The organism is Shewanella maritima, assembly GCF_004295345.1.
In the GTDB taxonomy this organism is placed as follows: Bacteria; Pseudomonadota; Gammaproteobacteria; order Enterobacterales; family Shewanellaceae; genus Shewanella; species Shewanella maritima.
The window spans coordinates 1,911,179-1,931,277 of sequence record NZ_CP036200.1; the positions used below are offsets into that span (position 1 = coordinate 1,911,179).

The 20,099-nt window shown below is 44.1% G+C and carries 15 protein-coding genes; 8 read left to right on the forward strand and 7 right to left on the reverse strand.

The window, feature by feature from the left end; translation table 11 throughout:
* The first annotated feature begins 179 nt into the window (after positions 1-179).
* From EXU30_RS08175 to EXU30_RS08195, 5 genes are all read left to right on the forward strand, one after another.
* Positions 180-1,187, forward strand: a complete 1,008-nt coding sequence (locus EXU30_RS08175; protein WP_130599023.1) for a class I SAM-dependent rRNA methyltransferase — start codon at positions 180-182, stop codon at positions 1,185-1,187.
* 542 nt (positions 1,188-1,729) lie between these two features.
* Positions 1,730-2,734 carry an FAD:protein FMN transferase gene (locus EXU30_RS08180; RefSeq protein ID WP_130599025.1) on the forward strand — a complete coding sequence of 335 codons (1,005 nt, stop codon included), beginning with the start codon at positions 1,730-1,732 and terminating at the stop codon, positions 2,732-2,734.
* Positions 2,735-2,804: 70 nt separating this feature from the next.
* Positions 2,805-4,040, forward strand: a complete 1,236-nt coding sequence (locus tag EXU30_RS08185; RefSeq protein WP_130599027.1) for a cell division protein ZapB — start codon at positions 2,805-2,807, stop codon at positions 4,038-4,040.
* Positions 4,041-4,632: 592 nt separating this feature from the next.
* On the forward strand, positions 4,633-5,637 hold the full coding sequence (locus tag EXU30_RS08190; RefSeq protein ID WP_130599029.1) for an FAD:protein FMN transferase: 1,005 nt from the start codon (positions 4,633-4,635) through the stop codon (positions 5,635-5,637).
* A gap of 65 nt (positions 5,638-5,702) precedes the next feature.
* Entirely contained in the window at positions 5,703-6,965 is a 1,263-nt protein-coding gene (locus EXU30_RS08195) for a cell division protein ZapB (RefSeq protein ID WP_130599031.1), read from the forward strand.
* A 70-nt stretch (positions 6,966-7,035) separates the two neighbouring features.
* Here the strand turns inward: EXU30_RS08195 and EXU30_RS08200 are convergent, their stop codons facing one another.
* Together EXU30_RS08200 and EXU30_RS08205 are read right to left on the reverse strand one after the other, a co-directional pair.
* A complete protein-coding gene (locus EXU30_RS08200) occupies positions 7,036-8,808 on the reverse strand; it encodes an alkaline phosphatase D family protein (protein ID WP_130599033.1) in 1,773 nt (590 codons plus the stop codon).
* Positions 8,809-9,096: 288 nt separating this feature from the next.
* A complete protein-coding gene (locus tag EXU30_RS08205) occupies positions 9,097-9,618 on the reverse strand; it encodes a DUF3087 family protein (protein ID WP_130599035.1) in 522 nt (173 codons plus the stop codon).
* Between the two features lie 690 nt (positions 9,619-10,308).
* On the opposite strand from EXU30_RS08205, the gene gltS reads away from it, so the two are divergent.
* The gene (gltS, locus tag EXU30_RS08210; protein ID WP_130599037.1) at positions 10,309-11,532 is read left to right on the forward strand and encodes a sodium/glutamate symporter; all 1,224 of its coding nucleotides are present in this window, start codon (positions 10,309-10,311) and stop codon (positions 11,530-11,532) included.
* Positions 11,533-11,968: 436 nt separating this feature from the next.
* Here the strand turns inward: gltS and EXU30_RS08215 are convergent, their stop codons facing one another.
* From EXU30_RS08215 to EXU30_RS08240, 5 genes are all read right to left on the reverse strand, one after another.
* Entirely contained in the window at positions 11,969-12,223 is a 255-nt protein-coding gene (locus tag EXU30_RS08215; protein WP_130599039.1) for a DUF2492 family protein, read from the reverse strand.
* Positions 12,224-12,350: 127 nt separating this feature from the next.
* On the reverse strand, positions 12,351-13,706 hold the full coding sequence (locus tag EXU30_RS08220) for an FAD-binding oxidoreductase (RefSeq protein ID WP_130599041.1): 1,356 nt from the start codon (positions 13,704-13,706) through the stop codon (positions 12,351-12,353).
* Between the two features lie 157 nt (positions 13,707-13,863).
* Positions 13,864-15,525, reverse strand: coding sequence for a hydroxylamine reductase (gene hcp, locus EXU30_RS08225; RefSeq protein ID WP_130599043.1), 1,662 nt, complete (start codon positions 15,523-15,525; stop codon positions 13,864-13,866).
* Positions 15,526-15,786: 261 nt separating this feature from the next.
* The gene (locus EXU30_RS08230) at positions 15,787-16,167 is read right to left on the reverse strand and encodes a hypothetical protein (protein WP_130599045.1); all 381 of its coding nucleotides are present in this window, start codon (positions 16,165-16,167) and stop codon (positions 15,787-15,789) included.
* 500 nt (positions 16,168-16,667) lie between these two features.
* Positions 16,668-18,296 (reverse strand): FG-GAP repeat domain-containing protein, encoded by a 1,629-nt coding sequence (locus EXU30_RS08240; protein WP_242620360.1) that lies wholly within the window; start codon positions 18,294-18,296, stop codon positions 16,668-16,670.
* A gap of 232 nt (positions 18,297-18,528) precedes the next feature.
* On the opposite strand from EXU30_RS08240, the gene EXU30_RS08245 reads away from it, so the two are divergent.
* Both EXU30_RS08245 and EXU30_RS08250 read left to right on the forward strand, forming a co-directional pair.
* Positions 18,529-18,738: a TOBE domain-containing protein gene (locus EXU30_RS08245; RefSeq protein WP_130599047.1), complete on the forward strand. Its 210-nt coding sequence runs from the start codon at positions 18,529-18,531 to the stop codon at positions 18,736-18,738.
* 383 nt (positions 18,739-19,121) lie between these two features.
* A complete protein-coding gene (locus EXU30_RS08250; protein WP_130599049.1) occupies positions 19,122-20,093 on the forward strand; it encodes a LysR family transcriptional regulator in 972 nt (323 codons plus the stop codon).
* The last annotated feature ends 6 nt before the right edge of the window (positions 20,094-20,099 follow it).

The window sequence follows — 20,099 nt, forward strand, 5'->3', positions numbered from 1 at the left end:
TAAACCGGGGTAAACCAATCCCTCAAAAGACGATTCACTATCGCAGACTCTTCACGCGTCCTTTTGCATTTCGAGTATCTAATAAAGCATAGAATGCGAAAATAAAAACACGTTACTCAGTGCCGACAGCGCCCTTGCGGCTTGTTATAATTGTTGTTTAATTTAGCTGAGTTCCCATCATGTCGCTCTTATCATCACTTACTAATGCTATCACCTCACGCCAACAGTTTCTGTTATCTGCGGAACAAAGCAACACCAGTTGCTACCGACTTTTTCATGGCACAGTTGAGGGAAAACAAGGACTTAATATAGATAGGTATGGTGACGCCTGGTTAATTCAAACTTTTCATCAATCGCTAGAGCAAGACGAACTTGAGCTGATCACTCAAGAACTTAACAAGCTGATTGAGTTACCTGTGGTGTATAACGATCGCTCAAAGAGTAACTCGCGCGTACAAAATCAGCTTGTTGAAGACGATAATGATATAGCAACAACACAAACTGTGATGCATGAAAATGGCATCGCCTTTACCACTAAGTTGCGCCATGAAGGGCAAGACCCACTGTTATTTTTAGATATGCGAATTGGCCGCGAGTATGTGCGAGACAACAGCCAGGGCAAAACCGTGCTAAATCTGTTCTCCTACACCTGTGGAATCGGTACAGCTGCGGCTGTTGGCGGCGCTTGCAAGGTTACTAACGTGGATTTTTCATCATTTGCATTGGCAGCAGGTAAACTCAACGCTGAGCTCAATAATGTCAGCGAGCGGTGTGAGTTTATTCAAAGTGACGTGTTCCCAGCTATAAGACAGCTTGCTGGGCTTAATGTTGGCGGGCGCCGCAATCAACGCTTACCTAAATATCCAAAACTAACAGCTCAGCAATTCGATCTAGTGTTTCTAGACCCACCACGATATGCCAAAAGCCCATTTGGTATCGTGGACTTAATTAATGATTACCAAGGCTTATTTAAACCTGCACTGCTTGCAACCAACTCGGGCGGCACCATTGTTTGCTGTAACAATGTCGCTAAGGTCGACAAAGACACCTGGTTTAATCAACTGGTACGCTGCGTTGAAAAGCAAGGGCGACAAGTCACCAAAGCACAATGGTTAGATTGCCATCAAGACTTTCCATCGTTTGACGGCAATCACCCACTTAAGATAGTAGCGCTAACGTTAAGCTAGCAAAGCCGCGGCTAAGCGCTAAGCGTTAAGCGTTAAGCGTTAAGCACCACTCATTCTCGCTCTTACAAATTGAGGTTTGTAAGAGCTAGCGTTCACACAAGTCAACTAGGCTTGTGTGATGTCCGTGCAATACTTTAGCGTATTCTTCCTAGCAGACGCCCCTACAAGACAACCCTAGAACACGACTCATCTATACTGTAAGTCCATTGAGGCAAATTTAGCTCGAGAGAAAGATTTGGCCTGAGCGCAAGGTAATCATATACAAATCAACCTACACAATAATCGACCTAATATCCCTATTTATATACCTAATTTCATACCTTCTCCTTCGGTATTAAGCCAGCCAAACCACACAGCTTTAAGCCACTTTAGCCTTTAATCATTAATAAAAAGCTAAACAAAGAATTGATCACAAATTTGATCTTCACCAGCTAACCAATACACCACAGTTGAGCTACATCACACACTTAATACCTATAAATGGTTACATTCAGCCACAACAAAAAACACATGTATAGATACTCGCATAGCGTACGCTTTAAATGAAATCAGTCATTATCAGTAGCCTCACCTTTTCGCTAATTGTCTCGCCGTTAACACTGGCGCAAGACCTGCCGCGCTTAAAAGGCAGAACTATGGGTAATGACTATCTCGTGACTTGGGATGATGAGCACCATAGCCCGAAAAAGATGATTTCCTTATACCAACAAATTGAGCAGCGTTTATCGAATATCAGCAGTGCAATGTCGACCTGGGATAAGCAGTCAGAATTAAGCCAAATCAACCAATCCATCGCGACGACTAATATCACCATGTCGCCTGAGTTAACACACGTTGTGGTTGAAGCTAAAAGATTGGCTGAGCTTACTCAGGGATCGCTTGATGTCACCGTCACCCCATTAATACAACTTTGGGGATTCGGCGAAGACTCAAAAGCACGTACTCAACCATCAGATGCAGCAATTGCCCATGCCATGACACAAGTCGGCATAGACAAAATCAGCATTAATGGTAACCAGTTAACCCGCGAACATGATGAGGTTCGCATCAATTTGTCGGCCATCGCTAAGGGATACGGGGTCGACGCCATCGCCGAGGTGCTAAAGGAAAACGGTATCAACAACTTCCTGGTTGATATCGGCGGCGAAGTAAAAGTAAGTGGCACTAAACAGGATGAACCTTGGGTGGTTGGCATTGAAAAGCCTGCGGCTTATGCAGCTAACCCGATGACAGCAATAGCGTTAACCAATAAAGCAGTGGCGACGTCAGGAGACTACCGCAACTACTTTAAACAAGATGGCAAACACTATTCGCACATCATCAACCCAAAAACCGGCAAACCCGTACCACATCAAGTGGTATCAACCACTGTTATTCATGACTCATGCATGACAGCGGACGGATTAGCCACCGCTTTGATGATTATGCCGATCAAGGACTCGTTAGCATTAGCTGAAAAAATGGCGCTGCCAGTGATGATTATTGAAAACCAGGTTGATGAGCTGGTTATTCATGAGTCATCCGCATTTAAGCAGTACCAACCCTAATTGGTTGATTAGATGCAACCTCTAGGGTGATTACAACTAGACGCATAGCACATATGCTAGCAGGGGAAATATGATGAAAAACACCTTTAAACTAAGCTTAGTTTGCGCTTCTATTTTTGCGTTAAGCGCCTGTGGTAGTGATGACACAGACACGACTTACCTAGAAGAGCAGATCCAAACGCTTGAGCAACAAAACGCTAAGTTAGAAAAAGAAAAAGCTGCAGTACAAGAAGAGTCAGATAAGTACCGCGACGAGAACGCTGAACTAGTAGCTTCTAACAACCAGCTACAAGACAAAGCTGTTGGCTATATTAGCAACTTCCAGGATCAGTGTGCTGAAGCTGGCGTAAGCTTTGATTACGAAAATCCAAATCCAGACAACCCTTACGTCAACAATGGCAACACGCCTGAGATGATGGTTGCCAGCTCTTCGCTAGTCGGCGTGTTTGGCGCACCTGAAATCCCGGTCGATCACAATGTAGGTAAAGACTGCACAACATGTCACAGTGACGGCCACGACCAAGGTATGGCTTGCGACAGTTGCCACAATCACGCCAGTACTGTTCCTGATCCAGAGCCGGATCCAGATCCATCTGTTCCAGGTGAGCCAGGCAAACCAACTCACCCTGCAGACGGTAACTGGGATGGTTTAACCGGTGCTTCAGGTCCAAACACCTTCTACTACAATGCAGACGGCGCTTCGTTTGTTAATGCTGAGTTCCTAGAGTCTCGCCTAGGTAAGATGAACACCTTCTACGAGTGGAAAGAGTCTGCAGACGGTGTAAGCGATATTAAACAAGCGTGTGGTCTACCAAATCGCGAGCACATTACTCACAAGTTCCCAACTGATGGTAAGAGCTACAAGCTAGCTGAATACTCAAACTTCAAGGGCGCAGCCACTTTCATCACCCAACGTGAAGAAAACGGTGAGTCAATTGCAAGTGCAGCAACGTTTGGCCCAGGCATGCACAAAGGTGAAGACGGTGAGTACTACGTCACGCTAAGTATTGGTAAAAACAATACTTGTGTGAACCTAGTGAACAACAATGCAGGTGAAATCCACTATTACGAGTTCGACACTCGCTCAAGTGTGAAAAAAGGTTCACCAGATATGGGCGCTCGTAACGCTGGTGCACGTATTCAAGTATCAACTGATTACCACGAAACTGTCCTGAAAGGTCCGGATTGGTCTACGCCAGTTTATGGTGCAGACGGCCAACCATTCGCACCTGCAGATGTTGACTGGAATACCGTTGGTGCATGTTCATTAACGCTTAAAGTAGAAACTATCTACCCTCTAGGTTAATGCCTACTCTAGGTTAATAGTTACCTTTGGCTGCTCCCAAGCCAACCCAAGGCCCTCGTTATGAGGGCCTTTTTTTATCTACAATTTATCAACTTAAGTTATTTACTTAAGCAGTTCAGATAAATTGGTCAGCTCCTCTCTTGCTGCAAGCTTAGATCTTTCATCCAAGTAAAGCGTGCACTCACACAAGAGTATACTCTGCCCTCAATTAGCTGATGAAATCATTTCAGCAATACTTAAGTGAACCCAAAAGTAAAATGCCCAAAATACCAATAAAGAGGTATTTTACTTTGCTTAAATAATCAACAACCGCTTATCCAGTAAACCGCACGCCTACCCTAAAACTGTTCATAAATAAAGCATCTGGTCAGTTACGTTAGGAACATTTAATTAATAAAGCACTAATTCTTTTACATGTTTTCGTGATGCGCATCACTACTAGTCAATTTCAAGATCACATTTCTGTCGCAAGTTTCTAGAACATTCATTTACTCATGAACTTCATCACAAAATAGTTACCCCTAAGTGAGTACATTTTGCCAAAGCTAAGTAGATGTAAACCCAGTTATGGTTTTTGTTAATTAAGGTAAAAATGAAGCGAATTTTTCTCATTGTCAGTGCTATTGGTTTGTTGCTATCTCCGCAATCTTACGCAGAGCATTTGCCACGCTTAAAAGGCAAGACCATGGGTAACACCTACCGTGTCACTTGGGTTGGTGACTACAAAGACGTGGAGCACATGATTGATATTCGCAATCAAATCGAAGTGCGTCTCGCCGAGATTAACAAATCTATGTCGACCTGGGATAAACAGTCTGAACTAAGCCTAATTAACCATTCCGCGCAAACACAAAATATTAAGCTGTCGAGCGCCCTAGCCAAAGTCGTGACTGAAGCTAAGCGCCTAGGCGAACTAACTAACGGTGCATTAGATGTCACTATAGATCCGCTTATTCAGCTATGGGGATTTGGCGCTGACTCACAAGCGCCGACTAAGCCAAGCCTTGATGAAGTACACCAAGCCATGACCAAGGTGGGTATCGGCAAAATTACCATCAATGGCAATCAACTATCACGCGAACATGATGGTGTTCGCATCAATTTATCGGCCATCGCTAAGGGATACGGGGTCGATGCCATCGCCGAGGTGCTAAAGGAGAACCATATCAACAACTTCCTGGTTGATATCGGCGGCGAAGTAAAAGTTAGCGGCACCAGAGGAAACCAACCTTGGGTTGTGGGCGTTGAAAAGCCAGCAGCTTATGCAGCAAGCCCTATGGTGGCAGTTGGGTTAACCGATAAAGCCGTTGCGACATCAGGAGATTATCGCAACTACTTTAAACAAGACGGTCAACACTTCTCGCACATCATAGACCCAAAAACTGGCCAACCTACACCACATCAAGTGGTATCGACCACAGTTATTCATGACTCATGCATGACTGCGGACGGGTTGGCCACCGCTTTGATGATTATGCCGATCAAGGATTCGTTAGCATTAGCAGAAAAAATGGCACTGCCGGTGATGATTATTGAAAACCGCTCAAATGAGCTGGTGATCCATGAATCATCTGCCTTCAAGCAGTACCTGCCTTAACTGGTAAAAACCAGCAACGGGTGAATAAAAACTAATTGCATAGCAAGTATGCTAGCAGGGGAAATATGATGAAAAACACGTTTAAACTAAGCCTTGTATGTGCTTCTATTTTCGCGTTAACCGCGTGTGGTAGTGATGATACCGACACAACGTATCTAGAAGAACAAATTCAAACACTTGAAGCTCAAAACGAAAAGTTAGCTAAAGAAAAAGCAAGTGTTCAGGCCGAGTCAGATCAATATCGCGACCAAGCAGCTGAACTAGCTGCGACTAACGACCAACTGCAAGAAAAAGCGGTTGGTTATATCAGCAACTTCCAAGAGCAATGTGCTGAAGTGGGTGTAAGTTTTGATTACGAAAATCCAAACCCGGATAACCCATATATCAACAATGGTAAGACACCAGATATGCTACGTGCTTTATCTGCATTACCAGCAGCTGCAATGCCAAGCCAGCCAGCAGACCACGAAGGTCGTGACAACAACACTTGTACGGGTTGTCACTCAGCTCAAGCTCCTGATCAACACTTTGGTGAAAACTGCACAAGTTGCCACACTGTTGCAGAGCCAGGCCCAGACCCTGAGCCAGAACCAGAGCCAGATCCAGGTGCACCAGGTGTTGCAACCCACCCTGAAGGCGCAACAGATGGCGACGGATGGGCAGCATTTGATGCATACACTGGCGCAAGTGCGGGCACCTTCTACTACGCTAAAGACAATGCATCTTTCCTAAATGCCGAGTACCTAAATACTCGCTTTGGTAAGATGAATACTTTCTATGAGTGGAAGGAATCAAGCAACGGCACAAGCGATGTTAAGACCGCCTGTGGTATGCCAAATCGCGAGCACATCACTACAATGTTCCCTGATGACGGCAAGTCATACGAGCTATCTGAGTACAGTAACTTCAAGGGTGCAGCTACCTTTATCACTCAACGTGAAGAAAATGGCGAATCAATTGCAAGTGCTGCAACATTTGGCCCAGGTATGCACAAGGGTGAAGATGGTGAGTTCTACGTGACTATGCTAATTACCAAGAACAATACTTGTAAGAACTTGGTAAATAATAATAAAGGTGAAATCCACTACTACGAGTTTGACACTCGCTCTAATGTGAAGCTTGGTTCGCCAGATCTAGGTGCCCGTAACGCTGGTGCGCGTATTCAAGTTTCTACTGACTATGCAGAATCAGAGCTAAGAAGCTTTGACTGGTTCACTCCAGTTTACGGCGGCAATGGCCAAACATTTGACCCAACAACTGTTGATTGGAACACTGTTGGTGCATGTAGCCTAAGCTTAAAAGTTGAAGTTATTTACCCACTAGGTTAATCCTCAGCTTCAGTTTCTCCCATACTAGAAAGGCCCTCATTTGAGGGCCTTTCCACATCCTATATAAGGGTTATGGCTTCACCAATGTAGCATCACCTGCTTTCATCATTAGTGAGTGAGCGCGCTCAGTTTGCTCTGTCGTACTGAGTGATTTTATTGTATCAACATAAACCCAATCACTGCGCACTTGCGCTGCAGTGAAAGTTAGCACCATATAACCTCGGTCACGTAAGTTGGTGTATTTTAAGTCATCAACTAATCCTACAATCGCCGCCTCAGTTTGGGGCATATCGGCATCAGCAATACCAAGATAATATTCCATACCAGGAGACGAGACTGAGCTAGTGGCAAACTCTACACCCACTTTTTCACCGCTTGCATCCGTTAAGTGGTTTGCCCATGCATTATGAGTATCTCCAGCCACCACAACCAGGTTCTTTTGCTGAGACTTAGCCGTAGCTAAAATCACCTCACGCTCATATGCATATCCGTCCCAAGCATCCAGATTATAAGGAATTGAAGGTAGTTGCAGCATGGCGACTACCTCTGGCGTTAATCTAGCCTGATTTACTTGTAAGTATGCCAGCTCATCAACTGTGAGTGTTGGATCTCCGGCTGCCGCTCTTGCTGCTAACTGTGCCAAACCTGCAAGTTCAGCAAACTCGCCTATCTCCATTTGCTGGGTCGCAATGGCGGCTGGCAAGGTCATTTTGCCCATTAATACTTGCTGACCTAACACTTGCCATTTTGCAGTCGACTCTAACATCGACTGTTGTAACCACTGCAATTGCTCCTGACCCAGCAAGGTGCGTTCAACATTTGTCACATCAGCCATAAAGCTGTCACTATTAAATGCACCCGATGTTGGGTCTATATAGTTGGCATAGTTAAGCTGTTCATCACGTGCGATAACGCGAGTGTCTAACATGTGTAAATCAACAAGTTCACCAAACTTAAAGCTACGGTAAATCTCTTCATGGTTGCCCTCGCTCCAAGGGCGGATCGGTAACCACTCAAAGTAGGCCTGTAGGGCAGCTTGTTTACGAACATCAAAGTCACCTTCGCCGTCATTGTGATTCTCTGCGCCATCTTTCCAGGTATCATTGGTGACCTCATGGTCGTCCCAAACATTGATAAACGCGACGTTTTGATGCAGCTTTTGCAAACTTGCATCACTGCGATATTGCCCATAGCGGGTACGATAATCACTTAGAGACAGTAATTCACCTTCTGGGAAAACTTGACGATTCATTGCCTCAGCATTGTCACTGGCGTATTCACCTCGCCCATATTCATACAAGTAGTCACCAAGGTGTAGCACCGCATCGAGATCAGTCCGCCGAGCTGCCATTTCATAAACATTAAAATAACCAGCCGGAAAGTTCGAACACGACATGACAGCAAACTTAACTTGATCAACATCTCCTTGAGGCAAGGTCTTAGTCTTGCCAATAACCGAGGTGTTATCTCCAGATTTAAAGCGATAATAGTAACTAGTGCCCGGCTCTAACCCCACAGCATCAATTTTAACTGTGTAATCTCGGTCACTATTGGTTGTGGTAGAACCATTGGTGACTAGCTGGCTAAAGTCCTCATCGGTGGCAACCTCCCAAGCTAGACTAACTTCACCCTCTATTTCTGGCGTTACCCTTGTCCATAAAATCACTGCATCTTGAGCTGGGTCACCACTAGCAATACCGTGATTAAACTTGCCATATAGGGCATTATCATCACTATCGCAACCCATTAAACCATATGAAATCACAACTGTACCAAGGCCTTTGGCCGACATGGCTAAAAAGTCACGACGCGTGATACTGCTTTTAGTATTTGCCCCTAACATACTCATCCCTCTTGTTATTATTTCTGCCGCATCATTCGGCATAGACTCACCTGCTCACAGGTCTGATGAGTGGCTAAGCTAACGAGCAAAAATGACGCACAAGTGACAGTGAGATGACATTCTCATCTCATCATTAAGGAATTGCTTAGTTTGAGTATGCTTTTAGGCTGGGTACTACACCGGATTTTGAGTGAATACCAACTAAAGCGATGAGAGAACAAAAACGCCGCTTAACTCGCGGCGCTTTATATATTTTTGAATGGTGAATAACTAAAACAGTAAACTGATTTAAAACTTACCCAACAATGACTCATCAAAGTCATCTGCTGTAATACCTAAATTCAAGCTGTCTATCTGGTTTTGTACCTGCTCAAGCTCAGCATTCACTTTCGACATGGTTAACGTGTTGTCATCTAGCTCATACACCATAGCTAGGCTTTGGTAGTAAAACAGCAATATGATCAATGCATCTTGATTATCGTCTTTTGCCGCTGATTGAATTGCAGCGAGTTTTTTAAAGATTTTGTTTTGCAGTTGCTTAACCTGCCAAACATAGTAAACCTCGAAAAATAGCGGCTTGTTGCGGTTAACACGCACCAGCACAGTACACACCATTACCGCTAAAATGACACCCAGCAGGTTTAAATTAAAATTGCCGGTACTGCCATCAGGCATAGCCTCTGCGCCCCAAAAGGCAATTAGCACTTGGCCAAACACCACTGATAAAATTGCCAATATAGCCACCAGCCCTAACTGGACCCGGTTATTCATCATCCGATACTGCTTTTTATTGATGACTGCTAACTTCATTATTCCTCTTCTTATTAACCGTTTACTTTGGTTACATTTATGTCTAATCGCCTACAAGCTATAGCATACTTGGTTACTTAGGGCCTGTTGATCTTTCAAGATTATTTTTGCAGCTGCTTGTTGGAAATTTATACAAGACAACGACTTTGATGTGTGGTTGTTCCACATGATAAGTCGTTAACGCAGTAGAAATGACAACAAGCGCTGCCTGAAAGGTTCGTTTAAAAGCACTTTACTCTTTGTTGCGAGCGAATTTGTTTAGGTGACTAGACGTCATCGCTCGCGTCGCGATTAAAGTGCTTTTAATTCGAACAAATTCTAATCAGCAAAGGTCAGCAGGCCCTAGTGTTTCTCGACCACCAAAAAACCAACATCTGCACCAACACACAAAAACATCAGCTCAACAGCGATAACACCTACAGCCAACATTTGCTGAAAAAGCATACACACCAGACCAGTCGACTGTATTTTTACGTAGGCTGTACTTAAAATTGCTTGCTTGGTTTCGGCGGACAGACTTTAACCGCCACACAGTTTTAACCGCAAAGTCTTATATATTACTTAAGCCGATTTAAAACTTAAGACTTTATCTTTCACCAGCGGTTTTTGACTCACCTATACTTCAAATACACCTGTGCTCATTATATGGAGCACTGCATTATTTTCACGCGCAAATGAATAAGGAGTTCCATGCAGTTAGTTTACTCTCTTGGTGAACTGGAATCTTTTCTGATCGCGATTCTAGTTTTATTTATTGGTCATAATGTTAATCGCCACGTACCGTTTTTACGTCGCTACAATATTCCAGAACCAATTGTTGGCGGCTTGATAGTCGCAGCAGTGATCACTATTTTACACTTCAACAATATCGTGTTGGAGTTCAGTCTCTCCATGCAAAACACCCTCATGTTGATGTTTTTCAGTACCGTTGGTCTCGCGGCTAACTATAAGCTGTTAATGAAAGGCGGCGCTAAGGTATTTTGGTTTTTAGGCATCGCCTCCTTGTACATCATCATCCAAAATGGTGTGGGTGTTGCTTTAGCATCATCGCTAGGGCTAGAGCCCTTGATGGGGCTGATTGCAGGCTCGATCACCTTGTCTGGCGGTCATGGTACAGGCGCTGCTTGGGCGCAAACCTTTTACGACCAATACGGCATTCAAACCTTAGAGTTTGCTATGGCGGCAGCCACCTTCGGCTTAGTCATGGGCGGGATTATTGGCGGCCCGGTTGCTCAGCGTTTGATTAACAAAAATGACCTTGAGTCGGCGTACGGTGTCGGTGGAAATCATCATAAGGATCATCCAGATCTGGTCACATACGATCAGTTGGAAGAAGACAGGGTGACAGCCAAGAGCATTTTAGAAGTACTGTTTATCCTGCTACTTTGTGTTGCTGGCGCGCAGTGGATTGGCAACTTGGTAGCCGAGCATAATATTGGCTTTTTAAAAATGCCAAACTTCGTCTATGCCCTATTTTTAGGCGTAGTGATCACCAATATCACTGAAGTATCTAGTGGCTATAAGATTAACAGTGAGTGCGTGGATATTCTGGGTACAGTATCACTATCATTATTCTTGTCGATGGCGTTGATGAACTTAAAGCTTTGGGAAATCTTCGATCTGGCTTTACCGCTACTGGTCATTCTGATGGCTCAAACCGCCATTTTGGCAATGTTTGCTTACTTTGTTACCTTCCGTCTTATGGGGAGTAACTATGACTCAGCGGTTATCGCTGGCGGTCACTGCGGCTTTGGCATGGGCGCAACCCCAACAGCTGTAATGAACATGGGCGCACTAGTATCACGCACTGGCCCATCACCACAAGCATTTATGATTGTGCCGATTGTCGGCGCATTTTTCATTGATATTGTTAACGCCATTATCTTGCAGGGTTATTTGAGCTTTATTGGGTAAAGCGCTGCTAGATTTGTAACGTACTAGTTTGTAGCGCTCTATTTGGCTGAGATAAGCATACTTAACAGCAAAATAAAGAGCCCACCTTCTGAAGAAGGTGGCTTTATGTTAGCAGTCGAGAAGGGAGCATAGCCTAAACAGCTAAACTTAAAGCATAGTTGCGATGACATTTAAAGCCGTTGAAAACATGGATGTTTTCGTCGAGTCCACACGGAAGTGTTCACGACGTGCTTTAAATGCCATTGTAACGTGAGCTAATTGATAAAGTTACCTGATCTGAAGAACACTAGAAATTACAGGTAAAGCCTAATTGATGATAACCACCTATTGAAGTAGGTGGTTTAGCGCTGAAAACAAAAATGCCAGTCAGATTAACCTGACTGGCATTTTTATTATGAACCTTATGTCGAGGCACTATTGCGCTCTCGGGCAAGCATTAATCGTGGCTATGTCCGTGACCACCACAACCGCACTGATGAATTGCGTAACCTTCGCCTTCGTCAGTAATGCGGCCATTGCCAGCGAACAGATCAAACAACTGCTCAGCACTCATATCTTGTGCCTGACAAGTAAAGTAAGTTGCATCGCCGCCAAATTCAGATGCCATTAACGCTAACCACTGCTCACGCGGCTTTGGTTTGTGCTGCTGCATTAACTGAATGACATTACGACCATGAATTGATTTTGACATTAGCGACTCCTACATCTTTAAAGACTAATTATACTGCTTGGGTTGTACTCAGGTACGTGCGTTAGCTCATGTTTTACTCACGCTGCACCCGTGACGGCTTATATTGAATATTTGGGTTTTACTAGCACTACAACGCCAAACTGGCATCTGAAGTTAGCTTGCTAGAACACGCCAGTACATATCCTTCAGCCACTTCTTGTGGTGTCAGCCCTGCGCTGCTTTTGCTATTAACTTCACCCTTGGTGACTTTACATTTACATGAGCCGCATACACCGCTTCGACACGCCGCCACAATAGGTAGCCCTGCCGACTCTATGCCTTCAAGTAAAGACTGCGCACCAGTAAGTTCAATGGATGTGGCTGATTGCCCTGCTGCAGACACCTCAAGCATAAAGCGCGCAGATGCATCACCACCTGCTGAACTAGCATCAAGTTCAGTTGGCGCACTACCAAAGCTCTCTTGGTGAAAGTTCGCCATGTTAAACCCAGCTTGCTCTAGCATTTGCTTAACCGCTTGCATGTATGGGTCTGGCCCGCAGATAAACACGGTACGGCTTTGATAATCTGGCACCAGCTTAGCAAGCTTATCAATGTCTAAACGCCCAGACTCTAGTGCAGTATCTTGATATAACTTGGTTAAATCACTCTGACTCTCTGCGCTTTCAAGTACATAACCTAGCGACATGCTTTGATTACGCTCAGTCATCTGCGCCATGGCTTTAGCGAAAATCACATCGCTTGCACTTCTTGCGCTATGCACAAATGCGATATCACTGCCCACCTGAGTATCGTTAAGCCAGCGCGACATTGAATGCATTGGCGTCACACCACTACCGGCGCTTAAAAACAGGTATTTTTCGGCCTGAATATCAATCAAATTAAATAGTCCGTCTGGCCCAGTTACGCTAACGGTATCGCCAACGTTTAGAGTATTGGCTAAGTGATTAGATACTAAGCCATCAGGAATTTCCTTAATTGTGACCACTAGCGAATATGGTCGCGATGGTGATGACGCTATGGTATAGCTGCGATAAACCTGCTTGCCATCTATGTTGAGTTTGAAGGTTAAAAATTGCCCCGGTTTAAAGTTGAATTTAACCGGCTTTAAACCCTGAAAACGAAAGCTAACTACATCATGAGTTTCATGCCATTTCTCGATACAGTTAAGCTCAACTTCACCGCGCTGCCACTCGGCGGCGGTTAATAAAGACTTACCATCAAGCTGACTCTCAATGGCAGCAATTTGCTGACCTGACTGTTTTTCACCTAAAGCACTAGCAAAAGAGAAACCACTGCCACCAGCAGGTTTATCTGCAACTTTACTCGTTTGAGCATCAGACTGTTTAGCTGCATCAGCGCTGGCTTGCTTAGTGGAAAGCGCAGTGGCAAATGAAAATCCACTCGACGTTACAGGCTTAGTCTCTTGAGTTGATTTTTCGGCTTGTTTGTCAGCCAACGCGGATGAGAAAGAAAACCCAGACATTGTCATATCACACCTATGCAGTAGGGTTAGTTGTACGATTAAAGCGGCGACACATTTACCTGAACTAGGGAGAGAGGAGGGTTTGTGTCGCCGCTTTGCTTTACACCGCTATGGGTTATATAGCGATTCTTTATACAAGGTTTTATACCCTGATAGCTTATGCCGCCTTGTTAAGCATGGCTGTTAGGTCAGTTTGCACATCAGTGGTGTTACGCAGACCAAATTGCTCTTCAAGGATTTTAGCTAGGTTTTCAGTTAAGAACGCTGGCGGTGTTGGACCTGTGCGGATGTTCTTCACACCGAGTGATAGCAGCGTTAGCAATACCACAATCGCTTTTTGCTCGAACCAAGAAAGTACTAGGTGTAGCGGCAGCTCATTAATATCACACTCAAAAATATCTTTAAGTGCTAGTGCTAATTGAATCGCAGAGTAAGCATCATTACACTGACCAATATCCAGCAGGCGTGGAATACCGTTGATATCACCAAAATCTAGGGTGTTGAACTTGTACTTACCACAACCTAACGTCAGGATTAATGAGTCATCCGGTACTGATTTAGCAAGGTCAGTAAAGTAGCTACGCTCTGATTTATCGCCGTCACAACCACCGATTAAGAAGAAGTTTTTAATCGAGCCATTTTTCACATTTTCAACCACAGTTGGCGCTGCAGCCATTAGGGCGTTGCGGGCGAAGCCTATGGTGATCATGTGTGGGATTTCATCGTACTTGAAGCCTTCAAGCTCAAGCGCTTTATTGATTACGATGCCAAAATCATCGCCTTCAACGTGAGTAACACCAGGCCAGCCAACGATGCTGCGGGTAAAGATGCGATCGGCGTAATCACCTACATTCGGGTCGATAATACAGTTAGAGGTCATCACAACTGCGCCAGGGAAAGTACCAAATTCAGACTGCTGGTTTTGCCAAGCGCTACCATAGTTACCAACAAGGTGTGGGTACTTCTTCAGCTCAGGGTAAGCCAGTGCTGGTAACATTTCACCGTGGGTGTATACGTTAATGCCCTTACCTTCAGTTTGCTGCAGAATAAGCTCAAGGTCTTTCATGTCGTGACCTGAAACCAAAATCGCTTTACCAGCGACACTCTTAGTGTTCACTTGCGTTGGCTCAGGGTGACCAAACGCAGCTGTTTCACCACTATCTAGCATTTCCATCACGCGGTAGTTCAGCTGGCCGATTTCCATTGCGGTGTTAAATAGCTTGTCAGCATCCGCTGAATCTTCACCAACAAAGGTCATAATTTCGTGGAACTTAGCAGCCACATCGCTATCAACTTGATCAAGTACGCGAGCATGCTCCATGTACGCAGCAGCGCCTTTTAGGCCATATAAACAAAGTAAACGCAGACCTAAAATATCTTCGTGAACATCACCACGGTTAGGTAATGCTACAGGTGCTTGCTCTAGCATTTCTAACTGAGTTGCCGCTAGATTTAGCTCACCTTGGTTTGGCACTTCAACTGGAGTTTGACCGTTCGCTTCACAAGCTGCAACGTAAGCTGCTTTTAACTCTTCACGGTATGCTTGAGCTTGACGAGCATAGCCAGTAATACGCGCATCATCAAAGTTCACGTTAGTTAAGGTTGCGAAGAATGCCTTCGGCACAAAGGTATCTACATCCGCATTGATAATGCCAAATTCACGGGCTTTCACTGCATAAGCTGACACGCCTTGCAGCATATAGATAAGTAAGTCTTGAAGATCTGAAGTTGAAGCTAATTTGCCGCACATACCTTGCGCATAGTTACAGCCATTACCTTCTGGGGTTCTAATCGTTTGTTCACACTGCACACAAAACATAATCACACACTCCTATATCATGCATATTATTTACATGTTTTAAGGCGAGTCTACTCTCAAAGGCTTTTTCGCAACAGAACTTTCTAGGGTAAATGTGCCAAACTTTGATTCAAATCAATTTAAGCGATTTCGCATCTAACGCTTATAGTTTGTTTTATATGGATTTTTATAAGTTACGGCAAAATAGAACTGTATCAAGACTGATACTTTTGCCTGACAGGTGGGGAAAACAGTTAAGCTATTATTCGCGGGTTAGCCAGCCTAATTGACATTAACAGACTGATATTGCGCCGAATATAATTCTCCAGAATAGGAATCAGTAAGCTCAGAAATATCAAGTTGAGGGCTGGTACTAAGGTTCCAAACTAAACCCATTAGCGCTAGTAAAGTCAGCAGCGCCGTTAAAGCATAACGAAAGCTAAAACCAGAATGACGGAGTCGCTTAATAGAACAAAACAGCGCGACGCCCCAACAAATAGCAGCCCCAAGCAACATGGCGACACCGAGAAATGCAGCCAGTCCAAAAGGTAGGTTATAGACCATTAGCAACGTCACCATGGTGAACATGCCAAAGTATAGCGCCACTCCTAAGGCTGCAAGCAACCAAGGGCTAGACTCTGTGTGACGCAGAAAAACTTTCATCGACATTCCTCTAAAACAGCTTGCTATAGCTAAGGTAAACGCTAGCTAGAATTCATCACCAACAAATAACGTCTCGAGCTAAATGCGTATTTATAGCTAGGGTCTGTTGATCTTTGCTGATTAGAATTTGTTCGAATTAAAAGCACTTTAATCAAGACGCGAGCTATGCAGTTTAGTCGACTAAACAAGTGGCTCGTAACGCAGAGTAAAGCGCTTTTAAACGAACCTTTCAGGCAGCGCTTGTTGTCATTTCTACTGCGTTAACGACTTATCATGTGGAACAACCACACATCAAAGTCTTTGCCTTGTATAAACTTCCAACAAGCAGCTGCAAAAATAATCTTGAAAGGTCAACAGACCCTATGTGGTTAGCGATGAATATAAGTAAGGAAAGTTAACTGAAGCTTATCAACTGGATTAATTTGCGTTAATTGTGGGCTAATCGTGCGCTAGGCACAAAACGCCATTAACCCAGTTGATTTAATTCTTAAAGAGGAAGGTTAGTCATCGGCAATAAACAGATGAATTTGACGTTGCAATGCTTTGTCATCTTGTCTGCCATATTGCACTAATAGGTCATCACGACCATCGCCGTTAACGTCTGATACCGACAACATTGAGCCTTCAGTTGGCAAGGTAAAATTGAGTTGGTGACTCTTACGCGAAAACGGCTGACTACCCGATTGACCGACAAATATCTTAAGCGTGTCATCACTGTCAGACAATAATAACTCTTTAAAGCCATCACCGTTAATATCGGCTAGTGCCACTATTGGCTCACCACTTTGCCCTGAGGTTAAGCTAAAGTTGAGCTCAACCTGCTCTGACTCATTAGCTTTTTTAGGAAACTTACTGTTGGCATCCATCTTAAACACGTACACGTCTTGATCTATGCTGCCAGACAACAACGCACCGATAATTTGCGACACGCCAATATCAAAGCCTGATACCACCACTTCATCAATCTTATCGTTGTCGAGATCGCTAAAGCGCAGCCCAGTTAAGGTGCCATCCGCGCGAATAACAGTAGCGGCCTCGCGACCGAAATTAATGCTTGCTTGTTGGGTCTCGCCAACGAGCTGCTTGCTGCCAAGGTACACTTCATAGTCATTACTGCGATCAAACACGCCGGAGCTTTTGGTGTAACGCACCACAAGATCGGTAATACCATCGCCGTTAATATCTTTAATCTGCTCTACTTTACGATACAACAAATCACTTTGGTCTAACTGCCGGCCATAAGCGTCACGCTTATTCCACCAGTTAATACCACTAATAGGCTGACTCACGGCAACAAAGTTAGCCACACTGTCGAAACTGCCGTCATCAAGCTGATGATAAACTTCAAGCATACCCTCACCGACTCGAACTAAATCTGGGCGAGCATCGAAGTTCATATCGGCGGAGAACACTTCAGGGCGACTATACTCAGCGCCGCTACGGGTCACTTCAACTATCGGTTTTAACGGCACGGATTGCTTTTGCAAACTGCCATCTTCCTGAGCAAGCAACAAATGGCTTTGGGTAAAATCACTTAAAAATACATCGCCATAACCGTCGCGGTTAATGTCATAGGCGAAACGGCCTCGAGCAATATAGTCTGCATTATCAGTCACAGTGATTGAGCTAATATCAGCAACTTTTTCTAACTGGCTACTAGTATCTAACTGACTGCTAAAAGCGTCTGAGCGAGGAACATATTGATAAAGGCTATCAGCCGTGGTGAAAAACAGCTTTTGTTGTTTGTTCTTGCTACTAGGGTGAGCTTGCGGATCATTTTCGGCTTGGTAAACGTCATAGCGCAGCAGATCATTGGTCAGCAGCATACGATCTAGCTCCACCAGCTTGTTGCCTTGATAACCATAAACCATCAAGTAACGCTGGTAGCTGTCATTCACACCAACAGCAATCAGCTCTTTTCCTGGCTGAGGTAGAATGTTGGCGCTAATCACCGCTTGTGTCAGCTCAATATCTGCATTGAGCTTGTAGTCGTTAAACGCAATAGCCAGCGCTGGGTTCGCAACGGTGCTCGCAGCCAGCCCCAAACTCATCACACCCAGCGCGACCAACATTGGCTTAACCTTATCACTCACAGTCAGTCGGCTACTACACACGGCTGATTTTTCCATTGCTTACCCCTAAATTCGAATATTCACTTACTCTTAACAAAATACTTTACCTTAATCGGTTAACTTATACACAAGTGAATTGTTACTAATTAAAACATTTACTTATTACCGATTATCGTTCTGTAATTCAGAGACTTAGCATTGTGACTAAGCTCTAAAAACTCAGTAAAGAGACTACGCAATGCCATAAATAGTCTTACTATAGCGCTTCACTAATTGAGAGGGTTCTAAAATGAAAATCAGCGCACGTAATACACTAAGCGGTAAAGTAAAAGCGATTTCAGAAGGTTCAGTAAACAACGAAGTTGTGATTGAACTAGCACCAGGTGTTGAAATTACTTCAGTAGTAACCAAAGCGTCTTGTGAGCACCTAGGTCTAACCGTTGGTGGCGACGCTTACGCTATCATCAAAGCAAGCAATGTAATGGTTGCTGTAGACTAGTTTAGTCGCTTCACTCTAGTGCAAGAAAGCTAGTACAAAGTAGTACAGAAAGCCTTGCACAAGCAGTTGAAAAGGCACTTCAGTAAAGTCGCTGGCACTCGCCTGCGGCTTTTTTGTTTTCTGCACATACCCCACCTCAACTCGCACACAGCGAGCGATGCCAAACTAGCTCTTTTCAGGCGGTTACAAGTCGCTCATTGACACATAGTTAGAGATAGCTCGCATTTCCATTAGCAATTGATTGAATAACATCAACAGTTGACCAACAATTGAGCTAATACAAACGAATACCTACAAAGTGGTATTCACTTTACTCTAAGAGTGAAAGGGCTGTAATTCACGTCCAAAATGGAATTTAGACTTAATAAAATAAATATAATGACATGACTCAAACAAACCTTAACAAAATCAAAGATCTTGATGTATTTGAGCTATTCGTATTCAAGTATATATTCGAGCACAAGCACGCCAATAATGTTGCTAAACTACTGAATGTTTCGGCGCCTAAAGTCAGTCGTAGTTTAAGCAATTTACGCAACACCTTTGATGATGAACTCTTCTATCGACGACAAGCGGAGCTAAAACCTACTCCCGTCGCCAACGGCCTTTACGACAGCATTTGCGAGTTTTGCCGTATCGTTGAAAAATTAGAAACCCCCGTGACACCAGCTCAGGCTACACAAGAAGAGCAAGTGCTGCATATTGCGGTGCCGCAAATCTTATTTACTGGTATAGCAAGAAGCCTAAAACATGCTCAAGACCAAGGCAGAATAACTAAAGTACGTTTGCACTCATGGCATGAGAACACGGCTGACGACATCTACAACGGTAAACTGGACTTTGGTGTTGGTTTTGAAAATGCGCTTAGCAAAGAGCTAACCATCGCTCCCTTGGGGCACTTACAAGCTTTGTGTGTGGTTGGAGCAGAAGATCACCCAATTTGGTCTCAACATGAAAATGTCAGACTCGAACACTTAACCGAATACCCCTTCATTTATATTGCTGAAGCAGGCTTTAACGATAAAATAGATCCTTTCGAATTGTATTGTCGCAACCATGGCCTGACTCCAGCCAAAATAGAAAGCGTTTCGCGAAGAGAAGAATGGTATAGCCACATGCTGAATATGGGCAGCTTGTCATTTCTCACACCAGTAGAAGCCGACTTTTATAAAGATGTACCTTCTATTCATACCGAACGGTTATTAGATAAAGACTACTTCTCACTTCATGGTAGACAGCATGGTCCAATGCTGCATTTCATTGAAACCCAAAAACAATATCGCCACTACAACAGCAAGCAACGCGAAGCCATTGCTGACGTTATTCGTCACGCCATTATTACCAAGCCTCATTAAACTGAT